Below are 17,328 nucleotides of genomic sequence, written 5' to 3'. Positions count from 1 at the left end.
TTATTGCACGGTATAAATCTGAGCGTCTCTATAACCCGCGCCGCGAACCTTGGCGAGCGTAGCTTCAGCCTGTCCACCGTTTGCAAGAGGACCGCTCACCACGCGCCAATTGCGGCCATATGCTCTGACCTCAGCGCCAAGATCTCGTGCGACTTTTTCGGCGGTCACTTTCGATGAGAACGCTCCCGTTCTCACAATCGCCGTCGCTTGCTCAGCGTTGTCGCCGGCATAGCCTGTATTCGATGATGCGCGACCATTATTGATACGTGGATGCCTATGTGCCAGTCTCGATGCAGCGGTGACACTGATATCGTCAGCATGCGCACTCTCGACCCGCTTGAGCGCCTGAGCCACTCTGGGGTTCTCTTCGTTCCGTAGCGAGGAAGAACCGACTGCGGGTAGGCTGCGCCTTAAGATATCCAGCACAGCAGGCCGCACCGCCATATCGTCCCTGGTAGCATCGGCTGCAACGCGCTCTACGCGCACTGCACCGCCCTCTGAAATATTCAACTGGGACATGGTTTCCGATGAGACCGCAATTAACCTGGAATTGACCATCGGCCCGCGCGCCTGAACGCGAGCATGCAGACGCAAGCCGCTATCCAATGCCGTAATCTTGACGGTGGTCCCAATGGGAAGTGTCCGGTGAGCAATCTTTGCTACATCACCTACAGCACCCTCGCCTTCCCCCGCGAGCGTAGCATACCCCACCTCATCATAATCAGCGATGTCTTGGGTAGAATAGGTAATGCCATCAATTGTGAAACGCTCATCATTCGCCGCTATTGCAGAGGCATCAAGAGGCGCCGCCGCATCGCGCGCTTTGCTCAAATTGAACCCGCGCTCGACCGGAGCACATGCGGCCACGGCAAAGCTCAGCCCCAGGGCTATAACTGTCGTTCCGGCTTCACCGAGCAACCTCATCTGCAAGCAATCCCACACTCATCGCGTAATAGTTCGAGCAGTTATATTCGAGGATAACCCGATAATTTGTAGTTAACATCCAGCTACGAGTGCCCGGACCGTCGGGCTGAAACAGCGAAACGAGCGTGTCATCGGCGATAACTCTTTGAGCACGAACGCCCAATTCGCGCCACTCGGCAACGGTCTTATATTGGCTATGACGCTCATGAACGCGCGCGCATGTGGGTGCGCGCAATTTCGTTTTATATTGTGCAACATCAAAGCCTTGTGGGAGCGAAGCCCTGACGCCCCATGGCTGCCCTTTGCGCCAGCCCGAATCGCGAAAATAGGCCGCAATGGAGGCCAGCGTGTCCGCGCGGTTATTCATAATATCCGCGCGACCATCGCCATCGCCATCCGTTGCCAAACGCAAATAAACGCTCGGCAAAAATTGCGGATTCCCGAACGCTCCAGCCCAACTGCCCTTCAATTGCGAGCGAGAATAGCCGCGATCTGCCACTTTCATGAGCGCTATAAACTCACCTTCGAAGAGCTCGCGGCGGCGGCCCTCCCAGGCCAAAGTTGCAAGCGCTTGAGATAAGTCGAAGCTACCTTTGACCCGGCCATAGGCAGTCTCATGACCCCAAATTGCGACAAGAATTTCACCGGGAACACCATATTCCGCCTCGACCGCGCGAATTATGCTTCTCGCATTTTGATATTCGCGCCGGCCGCCATTGATCCGCGCGCTATCAACATGACGCGCGATATAGGGAGCAAGCGGCGGATAGCCTGTGCGTGTCGGTCTGCCGGGTTGCGCCCGGTCAAGCCTGATCACTCGGTCGTTCGGCTCAAGGCCAATGGTCATACGCGCGACGGTAGAGGGGCTAACCCCCTCAGCGAGTGCGCGTGATTTCAGATGCTCGACATAATCAGCAAAGGGCTGATCTTGCGCAGCGGCGGGAACTGCCACAACGGCAAGAGCGGCGGCCAGCAAAGGCTTGAGATGTGTTAGTAAACGCATTGCCCATGTGTCGCAGGGCGCGCCTGAACTGCAAGTGACAATCGACAAATTGCCCACAAAAGAGTGTCCTTATGCGATGAGGGCGTGACAAGCCGCTAATGATTGGCTAGCGGGCTTTCCCAGCGGACAGTTGGCAGAGTGGTCGAATGCACCGGTCTTGAAAACCGGCAAGGGTGCAAGCCCTTCCAGGGTTCGAATCCCTGACTGTCCGCCACTTCCTTTTTATGCCTGCCGCTACGCTACTTGAGGCGACCGCTGTCTGCAGCTCGCCTCTAGCGCCCTCGCTCAAGGATATCCTTCATCTGCTCGCGCAGGATCGGATCCCACTTGCCGCGGAGCTCTTTTATTTTTGCAATCAGCGGCTCGTTTTCATGGAACGGCACGCCCACTTCGTAAAGTTCTGCGACTTCCGGCATATAGGCACGATCATTCGCCTCAAACGCATCACTGGCTGCCTGTGCTTGCTGACGATCCATACCGAGCGCCTCGAACGCAGACCTGCCAATCCGCAGACTGCTATCATATGTTTCTCGAATGATGTCACGGCAGCCATAAGACCAAAGGTCATAGACGTGATTGCGGTCAATCGCCCTTGCGGTCACATGTAGGTTCGGGAAGTTAGCCGCCGCATATTTCACCAGCTTGTCGATCTGCTCGCGCTCATCCAGCGCGACCACGAGCAGTTTCGCATTCTCAATGCCCGCTGCGTGCAGCAAATCTGGTCGCGTCGCGTCACCAAAATACGTGCGGAAGCCGAATTTGCGAACAATCTCCAACTGACTCGAATCGTAATCAATGACCGTGGTCTGATACCCCGCGATCTGAAGCATGCGATCGACGATGCCTCCAACGCGCCCTCTCCCGGCAATGATGACCGGATTGTCCTCATCGATCTTATCCGCCTCAAGCGCTTGCTCGCCGCCTTTGCCTGCAAACACCTTGTCATAGAGAATGAACAGCAACGGTGTGATGAGCATCGTCAGCGCGACGACCAAGAGTAGTAAATCTGCCAGCGGCTCATCGAAGACGGCATTCGCCACCGCAAAAGCGATGAGTACGAAGCCGAACTCACCCGCTTGCGCGAGTGACAGCGAAAACAACCACTTTGCGGGAGGCCCGATTTTCGCGAGCCGCGCAATGAGTAGCAACACTGCAATCTTGGTTATTATCACAACTGAAGCCCAGAAGATAACCTCGCCCGCCTGTTCGTAAGCAAGCGCGAAGTCGATCCCAGCGCCGACCGTGATAAAAAACAGGCCAAGCAGCAGTCCTTTGAACGGATCAATCGTCGACTCCAGCTCGTGTCGATACTCACTATTGGCGAGCACGACACCAGCAAGGAAGGTCCCCAAAGCAGGTGACAAGCCTACCAACGACATGAGGATCGCAATACCAATCACGAACGCCAGCGCAGTGGCCGTGAACAGTTCGCGTAAGTTCGCGGCCGCGATGAAGCGGAAAATCGGCCGGGTGAGGTAGTTGCCGATTACAAAGACTGCGCCAACTGCGCCAACCGTAACAAGGCCAGCAAGCCAAGCGGGCATGCCTTCGGTGATGGTGAAACCACCGTGGCCATGAGCTCCATCTGCTTTGGCTCCCAAGCCGACAAGCTCCGGCATCGCGAGCAATGGCAACACAGCTAGAATCGGGATCACCGCGACATCTTGAAACAGCAGCACAGAGAAGCTCGATTGCCCTCCTTCACTCTTGAGCAGGCCCTTCTCGGACAAGCTCTGTATGATGATCGCCGTGGATGACAGCGCGAGCACCAGCCCGATTGCCAGCGATGTTTGCCAAGGATTACCTGCGAGCATCGCGATTCCCGCCAAACCGAGCGTGGTGAGCAGAACTTGTCCGCCGCCAAGACCAAGCAGATTACCGCGCATCTCCCACAGTTTCTTGGGTTCTATCTCCAAGCCGATCACAAAAAGCATCATGACGACGCCGAATTCGGCAAAGACCTGAAGCGCTTCGATATCGACCCCGAGGGCATTGAGCGCGGGACTTAGCGCCATCCCCGCAAGCAAATATCCGAGAACTGAGCCGAGGCCGAGCCGTGAGGCAAGTGGAACCGCGACAACCCCGGCCACCAGTATAACAAACGCAATCAAAAGGAAGTCAGTCATTAACGCGCTTTCTTTGAACTGCCGCGCGCGCCTCCACCCGGAGGATTTTACGCGATGCTATGCTCTTGCATCGCGTGGTAATCGGCCATGCAGCTTTCTGCAATCGCAGCGTAGGCGTCATCCAGTTCCGGCATTTCACTGGGCGGCGAGCCAAAGCCAGTCGACGCGTTCACCCGGTCGTACCAATGCGATCCCCAGACCCCGTCCTGCGGATGCGCTCCCGCCTGCCATGAGAGCATCGCGGGATCCCACGGTATATCCAAGGCCGCACATAATTTCCCCAGCATGCCTGCAGGATCGGCAAGCACATCTGCGCTATCAATCACAGGAGGCACGGCCCCAGTCTGCTCACGGATGCTGTCAAAATACGCGCGCTGGCGGGCTGTGCCGAGATGTTCGGCCCTGATCACCGCGCGTTTCGCCGCATAGCTCGCAGCAACTCGGCGTGGATCGCGGATAAGAAACGCGTGTCGCATATCGGGGAAGTCGGCGATTGAGATCGGCCCTTCCATATGATGGCACATATGCTTCTGGTACCAGACCGCCTTGCCCCCCGGCGCGGGCCCGCCAAGCGCTTTCGCCACTGATTGCCAGTCGCAATCCATGCTTGCAATCACCTCCTCCGCCATCGGTTGATCATCGCCAGTCTGCGCGAGATAGGCACCGTAAAATGGTTCATCGCTGACGTAGCAATCTGCGCGGCTTGAGAAACTGCGCATCATTGCCGTCGAGAGGTTTCGGGGGCCCGACCACATCGCAATGTGAATAGTCACGGCCGGGTTTGCCTCTGGGTCTCAAAGGCCAGTTTCTTCAAATAGAGCTCTTGCAGCCGTGCAACCATGGGCCCGCGTTGTGTGCCAAGCACGCGCCCATCAATGTCACCCACCGGCGCGACGCCAGCAAAAGTGCCGGTGGTGAATGCCTCATCAGCGCCATAGACATGCGTGAGTGAAAAGTTTCGTTCGAACACAGGAATGCCTGCCTCTCGCGCAATTTCGATCACCACGCCGCGCGTAATGCCATCGAGGCAATAATCGCCGCTCGACGTCCAGATTTCGCCATCGCGCACTATGAAAAAGTGGGTCGAATTACAGGTCGCCACAAACCCATGCGGGTCGAGCATTAGTCCTTCATCCGCACCCGCCTGAGTCGCTTGGATGCACGCCGTGATACAGTTCAGCTTTGAATGGCTGTTGAGCATCGGGTCCTGCACATCGGGATAGCCCCGCCGCACATGGACCGTGAATAGCTTAAGCATCCGCTCCGCCGTTTCCGGCGCCGCTGTTTTCCACTCGGGAATGATCACAATAGTTGCAGGCGAAATGACAACGCGCGGATCTTGATAGGGGGTCGAGCGAATGCCGCGTGTCACCATCAAACGGACATGAACTCCGTCGCCGTGCATGCCGTTCGCATCGAGCACTGCATAGAGACGCTGCTCAAGCTCTTCACGCGCTATGCCAATATCCATCGCAATAGCCTTTGCGCCGCGATAGAGGCGATCAAGGTGACGATCCAGAAAAGCCAGCCTGCCAGCGTGGAGTCTTAGCCCTTCCCACACGCCATCACCCAACATGAAGCCGCTATCGAAAACCGAAATCTTGGCCTCGTCGCGCTGTAAATGCTCGCCATTTATGTCGATCAGGATCGACGCGTTGCGGCCATCCTGAACGTAAGAATGTGTGCCCCTCCCCTCCATCAGATCAAATATGGAGGGCCTGGCCATACGCTCCGAGCACGCTCTCATGCATCATCTCGGAGAGTGTCGGGTGCGGGAAGACGGTTTGCATCAGCTCAGCCTCGGTGGTCTCCAACTGCTTGCCCACTGTGTAACCCTGAATCAGCTCAGTAACCTCCGCACCGACCATATGCGCGCCGAGCAGTTCGCCGGTCTTTGCGTCGAACACCGTCTTGATGAAGCCTTCCGCTTCGCCCAGTGCGATTGCTTTGCCATTGCCGATGAAGGGGAAATTGCCAACCTTGAGATCGTAGCCCGCTTCTTTCGCGGCGGCCTCCGTCATCCCAACGCTGGCAACTTGCGGATGGCAATAGGTACAGCCAGGGATATTGTTGCGATCCAGCGCATGCGGATGGACGTCCTTATTGCCCAATTCCTGCGCGATAGCCTCGGCGGCGGTCACGCCCTCATGAGACGCCTTGTGCGCGAGCCATGGACCCGGTGTGCAATCGCCAATCGCCCAAAGTCCCTTGGACTTGGTGCGGCCATAGGGGTCAATCTGAATGAACCCGCGATCCATGTCCGCCAGCTTCTCCAGCCCAATATTCTCGGTGTTAGGCTGAATGCCAATCGCAACGATCGCATGGGTAAAATCGTGTTCAGCAACCTTGCCGGACTTGTCCTTGATCTTCGCTTTGACACCAGAACGCGCGGCTTTGAGGTCTTCAACCCCGGCGCCCGTCATGATGGTCATGCCCTGCTTGGTCAGTGACTTTTCAAGGAATGCCGACACCTCGTGATCTTCCACTGGAACAACCCGGTCGAGCATTTCGACGACCGTCACATCGGCGCCCATATCGTTATAGAAGCTCGCAAACTCGATGCCGATTGCACCCGAGCCAATGACCAGCAATTTCTCCGGCATTTCAGTGGGCGTCATTGCCTTGCGATATGTCCAGATGCGCTCTCCATCTGCTGGCGCAAAGGGCAAGTCGCGGGCCCGCGCGCCAGTCGCGACGATCACGTGCTTAGCAGAGAGCTTCTCTTCGCCCTTCTCACCTTTCACCGTCAGCGCAGTTGGCCCAGTCAGCGTGCCCTCGCCCAAATGGACGGTAATCTTGTTTTTCTTCATCAGATGCGTCACGCCCTGATTAAGCTGCTTGGCAATCCCGCGGCTACGCTTGACCACAGCCTCCAGATCAGCCTCGATTTCGCCCGCAACCTTCAGGCCATAATCCTTGGCGTTCTGCATATAGTGCAGCACTTCGCCCGAGCGCAGCAGCGCTTTGGTTGGGATGCAGCCCCAATTTAGGCAGATGCCGCCTAAATTCTCCCGCTCGACTATCGCCGTTTTCAGCCCCAACTGCGCGCAGCGGATCGCCGCGACATAGCCACCGGGTCCGGAGCCGAGTACGATTACGTCGTAAGAGGTGCTCATACCACCAACCCCATTGGATTCTCGATCAGGCTGCGGAACTGATCCAGCAGTTTCGCGCCGTCCACGCCGTCAATCGCGCGGTGATCGAAGCTGCCGGTGACGCTCATCACCGTGGCGACTTGTAGCGCACCATCAACCACTGCTGGGCGCTGTTCGCCCGCACCAACCGCCAGGATCATTGCCTGCGGCGGATTGATCACAGCATCGAATTGCTTCGTGCCGAACATGCCAAGGTTGGACAATGAAGCGGTTCCACCCTGATATTCATGCGGTTGCAGCTTGCCATCGCGCGCTTTGCCCGCAAGCTCTTTCATCTCTGTGCTGATTTGTGCCAGCCCCTTGCGCCCGGCGTCTGTGATGATCGGTGTAATCAGACCAGAAGGCGCCGCCACCGCCACCGATATATCCTCGCGCGCATATTGGTGCATCACGTCGCCTTGGAAGCTCACGTTACATTGCGGCTCGCGCTGCAACGCCCTGGCCAGCGCCTTGATGATCAGATCGTTCACCGAAAGCTTGACGCCATCTGCCTCTAGCGATGCGTTCAATTCCTTGCGCAGTTTGAGCAAGGCATCGAGCTGAACATCCACCGTCAGATAGATATGCGGTATAGTTTGCTTCGCCTCGGTCAGGCGGCGCGCAATGACCTTACGCACATTATTGAGCTTGACCTCTTCATACGGCGCACCCCCGTCAGCAGCCGTGATCGCAGGCATTGCAGCGGGCGCTGGTGCCGCGGCAGCCTTCGCCGCTGGTGCACCTGCTTGCGCTCCTTCGACATCTGCCTTCACGATACGGCCATTCGGCCCTGAACCGGTTACACCCGACAGATCGAGGCCCTTTTGCTCTGCAATACGCTTTGCAAGTGGTGAGGCGACGACTCGATCTCCGGCGGTTGGTGCGGGCGCGGCTGCTGGCGCACTCACAGGAACCGGCGCTGCCTCAGCTGGTGTCTCATCTGGCGAAGGAGCAGCCTTTGGGGCAGGCGCGGATGCAGCAGCCTCATTCCCCGCTCCAGCAGCTGCGGCCTTCGCCTCTTCCGCGTCCTCACCGTCTTCGGCAAGCGTTGCGATCACAGTGCCAACCGCGACATTTTCGGCACCTTCCGGAACAGCGATATCGACAATTGTGCCTTCATCAACTGCCTCAAATTCCATCGTCGCCTTATCGGTTTCAATCTCGGCCATAATATCGCCGGCGCTTACTTCGTCACCGACATTCACCAGCCATTTGGCCAGTGTTCCTTCCTCCATCGTGGGCGATAAGGCGGGCATCTTGATTGATATGGGCATGGTCTGTTTTGATTTCCCTTAGGGAATGCGCTGATTTGAAGAGCGGTCTCTGGCGAATTTGCGCAGCTGGGGCAAGCTTCTTGCGCGACAAGGAAAAGTACAGGATACTTAAGCAGGGATAAATGGGGATGAGATGCGCATATATCTGGTGGTAATGGACGAAACTGCGGAGGCAAAGAAAGCCCTGCGCTTCGCGTCTGCACGGGCAATGTTGACCGGAGGACATGTGCATATTCTAGCGCTTGTCCCACAACAAAACTTCAGTGCCTTTGGCGGAGTTCAAGCCACAATAGAGCAAGAGGCACAGGAACGCGCTGAGGTCTTGGCCAATAGTGAGGCTGGGAACATCCTTGCCAAAAGCGGAAAAATGCCAGTGATCACGGTGCGCGCTGGCAAGGCGCAAGATATCATCGCAGAGTATCTCAGCGAACATCAAAATGTTGCCGCACTAGTCCTTGGCGCCTCGAAGGAAGCGGGGCCTGGACCGTTAGTCAGCCATTTCGCGGCAAACTCAGCAAATCTGTCTTGCCCGCTGTACATCATCCCCGGTGCGCTAGAGGCCAAAGACATCGACACGCTGGCTGGCGAAGTACAACCGGACGAATAGACTATTTCTTACGTCTGCGCCCCTGATGGCGAATATTGCCTGGACGGCCACGGCGCGGCTTCACAAATTTACCGCGCCCCTTACTTCCCCGATCATCGCGACTGCCGCGCTGCTCGATTGAAGAACCTTCACTATCTGGCACTTCAAATTTGAGTGATCCGGTCAGCGGGTTCGACTCGGCTAGTTTTAATTCCAGCTTGTCGCCGACCGCATAGCGCGTCTCGCTACTCTCACTCACGAGAGCCTTAGCTGCCTCATCGAAGCGGAAGTACTCACGGCCAAGCGTCGAGACCGGCACCAGACCATCACCGCCCAGCCCCTCAATAGTTGCGAAAAAACCGAAACCCTGAACACCCGTAATCCGTGTCGGGAACGTCTCACCAACACGGTTTGACAGCCACGCAGCCACGTAGCGATCAACAGTGTCACGTTCTGCCTCCATTGCGCGGCGCTCCGTCTGGCTAATCGCATCGGTAATTTGGCCGAGGTTTGTGCGATCGCGATCCGCGAGCCCGCTTGCCTTTGGCAATTTGTCAGTGCCCGGCGCAGGCTGCTCAAGCTTATACGCATCGACCAAGGCGCGGTGGACGAGCAAATCCGCATAACGCCGAATGGGTGAGGTGAAATGCGCATAAGACCCAAGCGACAGACCAAAGTGACCGGTGTTAGTAGGGCCATAGTAGGCTTGCATTTGGCTGCGCAACACAGCCTCCATGATCAGCGCCTTCTCATCCTCGTCTGCGACATCTTTGAGCATACGGTTGAAGAGGCTTGGCGTGATCACTTGACCAAGAGCGAGCTTCAAGCCCTGTGTCTCAAGATACTCACGCAGCGAAATCAGCTTCTCGCGGCTAGGCTGCTCATGATTGCGATAGACGGTTGGTGCAGTTTTCGCCTCAAGCGCTTTGGCCGCCGCAACATTGGCCGCAATCATAAAGTCCTCAACAACGCGGTGCGCATCAAGGCGCTCTTTCACCAAAATCTCTTCGATTTGACCTGCCTCGTTCAAACGCACTTGCCGCTCCGGCAATTCGAGGTTGAGCGGCTCACGAGCCTCACGCGCTGCATTCAATAGCGTCCAGGCGCCCCACAAGTGTTGGAGATAATTCGGCGCACTGCCATCATCGATCTGAGCCTGCGCATCCTCATAAGCAATGTTGCGCGTCAAGCGAACCAGCGCGCGAGTGAAGCGCCATTTCGCGATCTTGCCATCCGGTCCAATGTGCAAATGACAGGCCATGGCCGCGCGGTCCTGATCCTGTTTCAGGGAACAGACGTCCGCGCTCAAGATTTCCGGCAACATTGGTACAACACGGTCTGGAAAATAGACTGAGTTACCCCGCTTACGCGCTTCTTTATCGAGCGCGCCGCCGGGCCTTACGTAATAGCTAACATCAGCAATCGCGACGATCGCATTATACCCACCCTCGTCATCTGGTTCGGCCCAGATGGCATCGTCATGATCGCGCGCATCGGCGGGATCAATCGCGACAATGGGCACACTGCGCAGATCCTCGCGGTGCTCATCGGACAGCGTCAGCTCCGCCGCGAGCTTCGCATCATCGAGCGCGGCCTCTGGGAAGACATGCGGGATGCCGTGTTTGGCAATCGCAATGAGGCTAAAGCTTTTGGGCGCGAGGGGGTCCCCCACTACCTCAACCACTTTCACTCCAGCACGCGGGCTGCGTCCAGTGCGCTCAGCAATGACAAGTTCACCTTCTTCCGCCTCGCCAAGATCGGAAATCGGCGAAGAATTACGCACGCGTTTGTCGACGGGCGCGAGCCAGGCTTTGCCCGCCGTATTGATTTCCACGACACCCATGAGCCCGTCAGTGCGAGCAGGCAATTTCTTCATCGGATAGGCTAACCAGCCCGGACCGGTTTCCTCTGTGCGAGCAAGAACGCGGTCGCCGCGTTTGAGCGCGGCGCGGTTTTTCTTCTCGACCAACGTCAGCCGCGGTGGTTTCTCTGGGCTGTCGGGAGACCAGTTTTCGGGCTCAGCAATCGCCTCGCCATCCTCAATCTCAACCACGCGCAGCACTGTGACTTTCGGCACGCCGCCCATCCGGTGATAGGCCGTTTTCTTGCCGTCAATCATCCCCTCCTCGGCCATATCCTTGAGGATACGCTTGAGGGTGATCTTCTCTTGGCTCTTCAGGCCAAATGCCTTGGCGATCTCGCGTTTGCCGACCAGCCGATCAGAGCCTTGGATAAACTCCAAGATCTGATCTTTGCTCGGCATACCCGGCTTATGTTTGGGACGTTTGCCTTTTGGCTTTCCACCGCGCGATTGTCCGCCAGCTGGTTTGCCGCGATTGGGAGGTCGCTTGCCTGCCAACTCAATAAGCCTTAGCGAGCAGAATGCGTTCGGCCGCAGGTTGGCCAGTAAAGATGCACGCGCCGTCCGGTGCGGCTGAGCCAACCGGCACATTGCGAATGGTCAGCTTGAGCGCCTTCAAACGCTCGACAACTTGCTCCAGAGCTTCACCCGTTGGTTTCGACCACTGGACCTCAACCCAGCCCGGATATTTTTCATCCGTGCTGTAGAATGCCTCAACCTCCTCAACGGAGGCGACACCGCGCGTGATGTTCGCCTCGCGCCGTTCCTTGGCCTCGGCATGCAAAACGGTCTGCATCTCTTCAAGCATCGCGGGGATCGTTTCAGCGGCTTCTTCGCGCGTAGGCGTCGCAAAAGCAGGCTTGCCATTCTCCACATTCCAAAGCGCATCACGCCGGAGCAGCGAGATGACGCCATTCTCCATGTCGCGCCCACCAACTTCGATGACAACCGGTGCGCCCTTGCGCACCCAGTCCCAACGCTTTGCCGCGGCCTTGCCCGGGCGTGTATCAAGCAGCACGCGAACGCGCTCGTTCAGCGCACATTTCTCCGCGAGCGCTGCGCGTAGGACTTCGCAATAGTCGATCAGCGCCTGATCTTCCGGCTTGTCGCGCAGCATCGGCAGAATCACCACTTGATGCGGCGCAATCGCGGGCGGAACACGCAAACCATCATCATCACCGTGAGTCATGATGACCCCGCCAACCATGCGGGTCGAAACACCCCAACTTGTCGTGTGGCAATAGGTCTGCTTGCCCTCGCGGTCCTGATATTGAATGCCAGATGCGCGCGCGAAGTTCTCCCCGAGATAATGGCTGGTACCGGCTTGCAGGGCCTTGCCGTCCTGCATCATCGCCTCGATTGACCAGGTTTCAACGGCGCCCGGAAACCGCTCATTCTCAGGCTTCTCGCCAGCGACAACTGGAAGCGACAAATCTTCTTCCGCAAAGGCGCGGTACACCTCGAGCATCCGCAAGGTATGCTCTCGTGCCTCGGCCTCATCACCATGGGCAGTATGCCCTTCCTGCCAGAGAAATTCGCTTGTTCTTAGGAACATCCGCGTGCGCATTTCCCAGCGCACAACATTGGCCCATTGGTTCAGCTTCAGCGGTAAATCGCGCCAGCTCTGAACCCAGCGCGCCATGGCATCGCCGATAATGGTTTCCGATGTAGGCCGAACGACCAATGGCTCTTCCAGCTTTGCCTCGGGATCAGGCACTAAGCCGCCATCTTTGCCGGCAATTAAGCGGTGATGCGTGACAACCGCCATTTCCTTGGCAAAGCCTTCAACATGCTCCGCTTCACGCTCAAAATTGGAAAGCGGAATGAAAATCGGGAAATATGCATTGTCGTGTCCGGTTGCTTTAATCCTGTCATCCAGCAAACGCTGCATGCGCTCCCAAATGCCGTAGCCCCAAGGCTTGATAACCATGCAGCCGCGCACGCCCGATTCCTCGGCCATGTCGGCGGCGGTTATGACCTCTTGGTACCAGGCGGCGAAATCATCTTCGCGTTTCATGGTAAGCGCATGGCGGATTTCAGCCACAATATTTCCTAAGCGTTAAGGGTTAGATCAGGCGCTGCGGATGGCGCTATTTATCGAGCGCGTCCAGCTTCTTTTGCATTTCGGCCATTTGAGTACGCAGGGCGGCGAGCTCATCTTCACCAGTGTCTTCTTGCGCATCGTCTTTCGAGGGTATGAATGCTTCCGTTGCTGCCCGCATCATCGCCATATTTGTCTCATGGATCTTGGCAAGTGGATTGTTGGATATGCCGCTCTTGAACGCCTTAGTCAGCTCTTCGCGGTTCTGACGGAAATTCGCCATACTCGCCTCAAGATAGCTAGGCATCATATTCTGCATGGAATTGCCATACATTGAGATGAGATCGCGCAGGAAACTGACCGGTAGCATCTGCTTGCCCGATGCCTCTTGTTCGACAATGATCTGCGTCAGAATGGAATGCGTGATATCATCGCCGCTCTTTGCATCGAACACTTCAAAATCCGTGTTGCTGCGCACCATTTCCGCCAGATCATCAAGCGTAATGTAGCTCGACGTATCGGTATTATAGAGCCGCCGATTGGCGTACTTCTTTACGATGATCGGATCGCCTTCTTTGCGGTTTTTCGCCATTCTTCTCGCCCCATTATGCTGCGCAATATGGTGCGCAATGACTTTCGATGAGCGTACCTAGCACTTGCACAATGTGCAGTGCAACATAGACTGGCATATCAACCGAAACGGTGCCCCAAAATGGTGAGCAATTCATATTGCGAAAGCCCGCTTTTCTGCGCGGCATTTGGCAGGTGATAAGGCAATTCGACCCAGTCCCCTTCTGTAAGTGGAGGTGCATTGGATAAGTCAACAACGATCATATCCATTGAGATTTTCCCAAGGATCGCAAGCGCCTGTCCTTCATGCTCGAAAGCCGCGTTTCCTTCACCCCAACCGCGCAAAATTCCGTCAGCATAACCTAGCGAAACGACGCCGACTTTCATATCGCGTTTGGCGACGAACTTGGCATTATAACCCACGCTCTCCCCCGGCTCGATCATACGGGTTTGAATGATCGCAGCGCTTACAGAAGCCACCTGCCGAATGTCCTGAGCAAGCTCTTCGCGCGGCACCCCGCCGTAGAGCGAAAGCCCCGGTCGCGTGAGACCAAACCCATATTCCGGCCCCAAAGCAATGCCCGCACTGTTAGCAAGGCTCGAATCTTTATGCGCCACCGCCCCAAGGCATTCCTGAAACAATGAGAGTTGACGCGCGTTCATCGTTGATTGCTCATCTGCACATGCTAGGTGCGACATCAAAGTGTGAACATCGAGCGATTGAATTTCAGAGGCCGCGAGCTCCTCAGCAGCAACCCCTAGACGATTAATGCCCGTATCAATCATCAAGTCACATGCACCGCCTCCGCTCTCAGACCACAGCTTTGCTTGCGTCACCGAATTGATAACTGGCCGCACACCTATGGAGCGCGCACAAGCAGCCTCTTGGGTACTGAGAACGCCGTGCAATACGCTGACCTGTTCTGGCGCGACATGCGTGAGGAGCGGTGGAACCTCCTGCCAATGCGCGACGTAGAAATCGCGAGCGCCCGCCTCGACAAGCGTGGGCATGCATCGATCAACGCCTAACCCATAGCAATTGGCTTTTACTGCAGCCCCCGCGCGCGCAGAGCCGGATAGTCGATCAAGCGTCCGCCAGTTATGCGCTAGTGCGGAACGCCCAACGTTTAGTTTCAGCGTTGGCGGACTAGTTTCAGGCGGCATCGTCGCTGAAATCTTGCGGCGGGCCGCTCGGCAAACCCCACCAGGCAACGATCACACCAAATGCAACCACCACGATTGTGTACCAAAGTCCCGCATAAATATCGCCAGTGCTCGCCACGATGACGCCCGCGATCAAAGGCAGGAAGCCGCCAAGATAACCCGCGCCTATATGGTAGGGAATCGACATGGAACTGTAGCGGATTTTGGGAGGGAACATTTCCGCGAGCAAAGCCGCCACGGAGCCGTAGGTCAGCGCTGACAATGCGCCCAGCGCAAGCAGCACACCTATGATGCCAAGGATATTAACGAACTCAGGCTGTTGCTTGGAAAAGTCATAGCCTCGGAGGCCAAGCTCGCCTTGAATGTTGCCGCGCAAATCCACCTGCGGTTCAAACCAGATTGGATCAAGAAGGATTTCGTCTCCGCCTGCCGCGACGGTCAACTTATCCGCTGGTGTCACGTCATAACGAACCCCCGACGAGGTCAGCACTTCAAGAACGCGGCCACACTGCGTTTGCTCGCGCTTGAAAAGTTCTGCAAACGGGTCAGTTACGCATTCCGGACCCTCTACCGTGACCGGCGAAATCTGCGCCGCTCGCTCGAGGCCCGGATTGGCCAAACTGCCCATCGCCCAGAACAATGGAAATAAGAGCACAAGCGAGGCCAGCGCGCCGATGATGATCGGTTTTTTGCGCCCAACCCGGTCTGACCATTTGCCCACCACGAGATAAAACGACATCGCGATAAGACCCGCGGCAAACAGGATCAGTTCAACAGTAAGGGGCTCGACATGCATGGGCCCGCGCAGGAAGCTCATTCCAGAGAAGAACGCCGTATACCAGATAGTCGTCAGGATCCCCGTAACGCCGAATAAGGCCACGAAGATCCGCTTCTTATTGCCGGGATAAGTAAAGCTCTCAACGAACGGGTTTTCTGCTGTTTCGCCAGCTGCTTTCATGGCCTGGAAAACCGGGCTTTCGGAAAGCATGAGGCGCATCCACAGCGAGATACCGAGCAGAATGATCGACAGCAGGAATGGCACGCGCCAGCCCCATTCCACAAAATCAGCTTCCGGAATTAGGAAGCGGCACGCCAAGACAACAGCGATAGAAAGAACGAAGCCGCCAGCAACGCTGGCCTGAATAAAGCTGGTGTAGAAACCGCGCTTCTCAGGCGGAGCATGCTCAGCCACATAGATCGCCGCGCCGCCATATTCTCCGCCCAAAGCCAGACCTTGCAGCACACGAAGCAGGATAACGATAATCGGCGCAGCAATACCGATAGTCTCAATTGTCGGGATTAGCCCCACGCCAGCGGTTGCGATCCCCATCAAAGTGACGGTTACAAGAAACGTGTATTTACGCCCTAGCCGGTCGCCCAAAAAGCCAAACAGGATTGCGCCAATCGGACGGAAAGCAAAGCCCACCGCGAAGGTAGACCAGACCAAAAGCAAACCGAGCGTCTCATTATCAACGTCGTAAAACGCGTCTTTCAAAATGTATGCGAGCGTACCGTAAATGAAAAAATCGTACCATTCGAATACCGTGCCCGCAGAGCTGGCGCCGATAACGAGCTTAATTTCTTTTTCGGTTGGTTCGCGCGGTGTAACCGAAGTTTCGCTGGCTGCAGTCCCCATACGGACATTCCCTAATCTGTGATTTGCACCTGCTACTAACGCGCTGTTTCGTCGTTGCAAAGCGCGGCAATCGCCGCTCTCCACGGCAGGCGAATGGCTTCGTGCCTTCCTGAATGCGGCAATGCCGCAGCAAGATCACCGATCTGAGGCCAGTCTGGCAGCGGCCCGTCGCCTGCCAACCAGGCATCAATTTCGCGCAATGAGGCGGTAACATCATCGCTGGTTTTACTGCGCGCTCCAGCGGCAAAAATCGCCGCAGAAGCCTGCCCGATTGCGCAAGCCTTAGCCCGCATGCCCAACCCAGCGATCGCTTGGTGCTCAGCTACCTCGAGACCGAGTTCGAGCGCGCTTCCGCAAACACGTGACGTCACATATGCGCGCTTAGTATGCGCATCATCGAGAGGATAATTAGCGAGCGAGACAGCATGATTTAGGATGCTGGGCGAATAGAGCGCTTCGCTTGGCGACCCGCTCATGGATCAGCCGTGGCCTCTGCATCGCCTTGCAGCTCTGCGCGGCGCTGCGCCACCATTTCCACCAGACTGCGCGAACCAGCGTCAACAATGTCATAGGTGCGTGCGTTCGCAATCCACGTTGGGCGCCCTTTATAGCCCCACACACTGTCAAAACCCAAGGTCAACAGAGAGAAACCGATCACGACAACCACCACGCCCTTCACTGCGCCGAAGCCGAAGCCGAGAATACGGTCAATCGGGCCCAGAACAGAATCGCGGGTCGCCTGGCCCAGCCTGCCCGCGATGAGTTTCATCGCAGCATATGGAATGAGCAGTAGCAGAGCAAAAGCGAGGATCGCCGTAGAAATACCGTCACCGATATGCTCCGAAAGCGCTTCTGTTAAAGGCGTGTGCATTGCCCGGATCGCAAACACCGCAAGCACCCATGCGGCAAGCGACAACATTTCTTGCACAAATCCGCGCAGAAAGCCGCCAATGGCCGCCACACCAAGGATTCCCAGAACTATGTAATCAAAACCAGTCATAATCCCATC

15 protein-coding genes and 1 tRNA gene are annotated in these 17,328 nt (G+C 56.6%); 2 read left to right on the top strand and 14 right to left on the bottom strand.

Annotation, left to right across the window (positions count from 1 at the left end; genetic code table 11):
• Entirely contained in the window at positions 1–924 is a 924-nt protein-coding gene (locus tag ACFCXQ_RS10745) for an SPOR domain-containing protein (RefSeq protein WP_379550452.1), read from the bottom strand.
• Positions 908–1,927, bottom strand: a complete 1,020-nt coding sequence (locus ACFCXQ_RS10740) for a lytic murein transglycosylase (protein WP_379550450.1) — start codon at positions 1,925–1,927, stop codon at positions 908–910. The genes ACFCXQ_RS10745 and ACFCXQ_RS10740 overlap by 17 nt, the downstream gene beginning before the upstream one ends.
• A gap of 124 nt (positions 1,928–2,051) precedes the next feature.
• Between ACFCXQ_RS10740 and ACFCXQ_RS10735 the strand changes: the two genes are divergently transcribed.
• Positions 2,052–2,141, top strand: a tRNA-Ser gene (locus tag ACFCXQ_RS10735).
• A 58-nt stretch (positions 2,142–2,199) separates the two neighbouring features.
• On the opposite strand, the gene ACFCXQ_RS10730 is transcribed toward ACFCXQ_RS10735, so the two are convergent.
• Genes ACFCXQ_RS10730 through ACFCXQ_RS10710 form a run of 5 tightly spaced genes read right to left on the bottom strand, consistent with a single transcriptional unit; the run spans position 2,200 to position 8,461 of the window.
• Positions 2,200–4,053 (bottom strand): cation:proton antiporter, encoded by a 1,854-nt coding sequence (locus ACFCXQ_RS10730; RefSeq protein ID WP_379550448.1) that lies wholly within the window; start codon positions 4,051–4,053, stop codon positions 2,200–2,202.
• 47 nt (positions 4,054–4,100) lie between these two features.
• Positions 4,101–4,826 carry an HAD family hydrolase gene (locus ACFCXQ_RS10725; protein WP_379550446.1) on the bottom strand — a complete coding sequence of 242 codons (726 nt, stop codon included), beginning with the start codon at positions 4,824–4,826 and terminating at the stop codon, positions 4,101–4,103.
• Positions 4,823–5,779 (bottom strand): aminotransferase class IV, encoded by a 957-nt coding sequence (locus ACFCXQ_RS10720; protein ID WP_379550444.1) that lies wholly within the window; start codon positions 5,777–5,779, stop codon positions 4,823–4,825. Before ACFCXQ_RS10720 ends, ACFCXQ_RS10725 begins: the two co-directional genes overlap by 4 nt.
• On the bottom strand, positions 5,757–7,169 hold the full coding sequence (gene lpdA / locus ACFCXQ_RS10715) for a dihydrolipoyl dehydrogenase (RefSeq protein ID WP_379550442.1): 1,413 nt from the start codon (positions 7,167–7,169) through the stop codon (positions 5,757–5,759). Before lpdA ends, ACFCXQ_RS10720 begins: the two co-directional genes overlap by 23 nt.
• A complete protein-coding gene (locus ACFCXQ_RS10710; RefSeq protein ID WP_379550440.1) occupies positions 7,166–8,461 on the bottom strand; it encodes a pyruvate dehydrogenase complex dihydrolipoamide acetyltransferase in 1,296 nt (431 codons plus the stop codon). The genes lpdA and ACFCXQ_RS10710 overlap by 4 nt, the downstream gene beginning before the upstream one ends.
• 133 nt (positions 8,462–8,594) lie before the next feature.
• On the opposite strand from ACFCXQ_RS10710, the gene ACFCXQ_RS10705 reads away from it, so the two are divergent.
• The gene (locus ACFCXQ_RS10705) at positions 8,595–9,068 is read left to right on the top strand and encodes a universal stress protein (protein ID WP_379550438.1); all 474 of its coding nucleotides are present in this window, start codon (positions 8,595–8,597) and stop codon (positions 9,066–9,068) included.
• A 1-nt stretch (position 9,069) separates the two neighbouring features.
• On the opposite strand, the gene rnr is transcribed toward ACFCXQ_RS10705, so the two are convergent.
• The 7 genes from rnr to ACFCXQ_RS10670 all read right to left on the bottom strand — a co-directional run bounded on the left by rnr (position 9,070) and on the right by ACFCXQ_RS10670 (position 17,319).
• Positions 9,070–11,310 (bottom strand): ribonuclease R, encoded by a 2,241-nt coding sequence (gene rnr / locus ACFCXQ_RS10700; RefSeq protein ID WP_379554633.1) that lies wholly within the window; start codon positions 11,308–11,310, stop codon positions 9,070–9,072.
• Positions 11,311–11,407: 97 nt separating this feature from the next.
• The gene (gene proS / locus ACFCXQ_RS10695; protein ID WP_379550436.1) at positions 11,408–12,952 is read right to left on the bottom strand and encodes a proline--tRNA ligase; all 1,545 of its coding nucleotides are present in this window, start codon (positions 12,950–12,952) and stop codon (positions 11,408–11,410) included.
• A gap of 46 nt (positions 12,953–12,998) precedes the next feature.
• The gene (gene phaR, locus ACFCXQ_RS10690) at positions 12,999–13,541 is read right to left on the bottom strand and encodes a polyhydroxyalkanoate synthesis repressor PhaR (protein WP_379550434.1); all 543 of its coding nucleotides are present in this window, start codon (positions 13,539–13,541) and stop codon (positions 12,999–13,001) included.
• Positions 13,542–13,639: 98 nt separating this feature from the next.
• Positions 13,640–14,683, bottom strand: a complete 1,044-nt coding sequence (gene alr, locus ACFCXQ_RS10685) for an alanine racemase (protein WP_379550432.1) — start codon at positions 14,681–14,683, stop codon at positions 13,640–13,642.
• Positions 14,673–16,319, bottom strand: coding sequence for an MFS transporter (locus tag ACFCXQ_RS10680; RefSeq protein WP_379550430.1), 1,647 nt, complete (start codon positions 16,317–16,319; stop codon positions 14,673–14,675). The genes alr and ACFCXQ_RS10680 overlap by 11 nt, the downstream gene beginning before the upstream one ends.
• 35 nt (positions 16,320–16,354) lie before the next feature.
• A complete protein-coding gene (locus ACFCXQ_RS10675) occupies positions 16,355–16,795 on the bottom strand; it encodes an iron-sulfur cluster assembly scaffold protein (protein ID WP_379550429.1) in 441 nt (146 codons plus the stop codon).
• Positions 16,792–17,319, bottom strand: coding sequence for a CvpA family protein (locus tag ACFCXQ_RS10670; RefSeq protein WP_379550427.1), 528 nt, complete (start codon positions 17,317–17,319; stop codon positions 16,792–16,794). The genes ACFCXQ_RS10675 and ACFCXQ_RS10670 overlap by 4 nt, the downstream gene beginning before the upstream one ends.
• Positions 17,320–17,328 lie beyond the last annotated feature (9 nt).

It is taken from the genome of Qipengyuania rhodophyticola (assembly GCF_042493225.1).
GTDB lineage: Bacteria > Pseudomonadota > Alphaproteobacteria > Sphingomonadales > Sphingomonadaceae > Erythrobacter.
The sequence above is the reverse complement of the archived record's forward strand: the minus strand, read 5'-3'. Positions and strand labels throughout refer to the sequence as shown.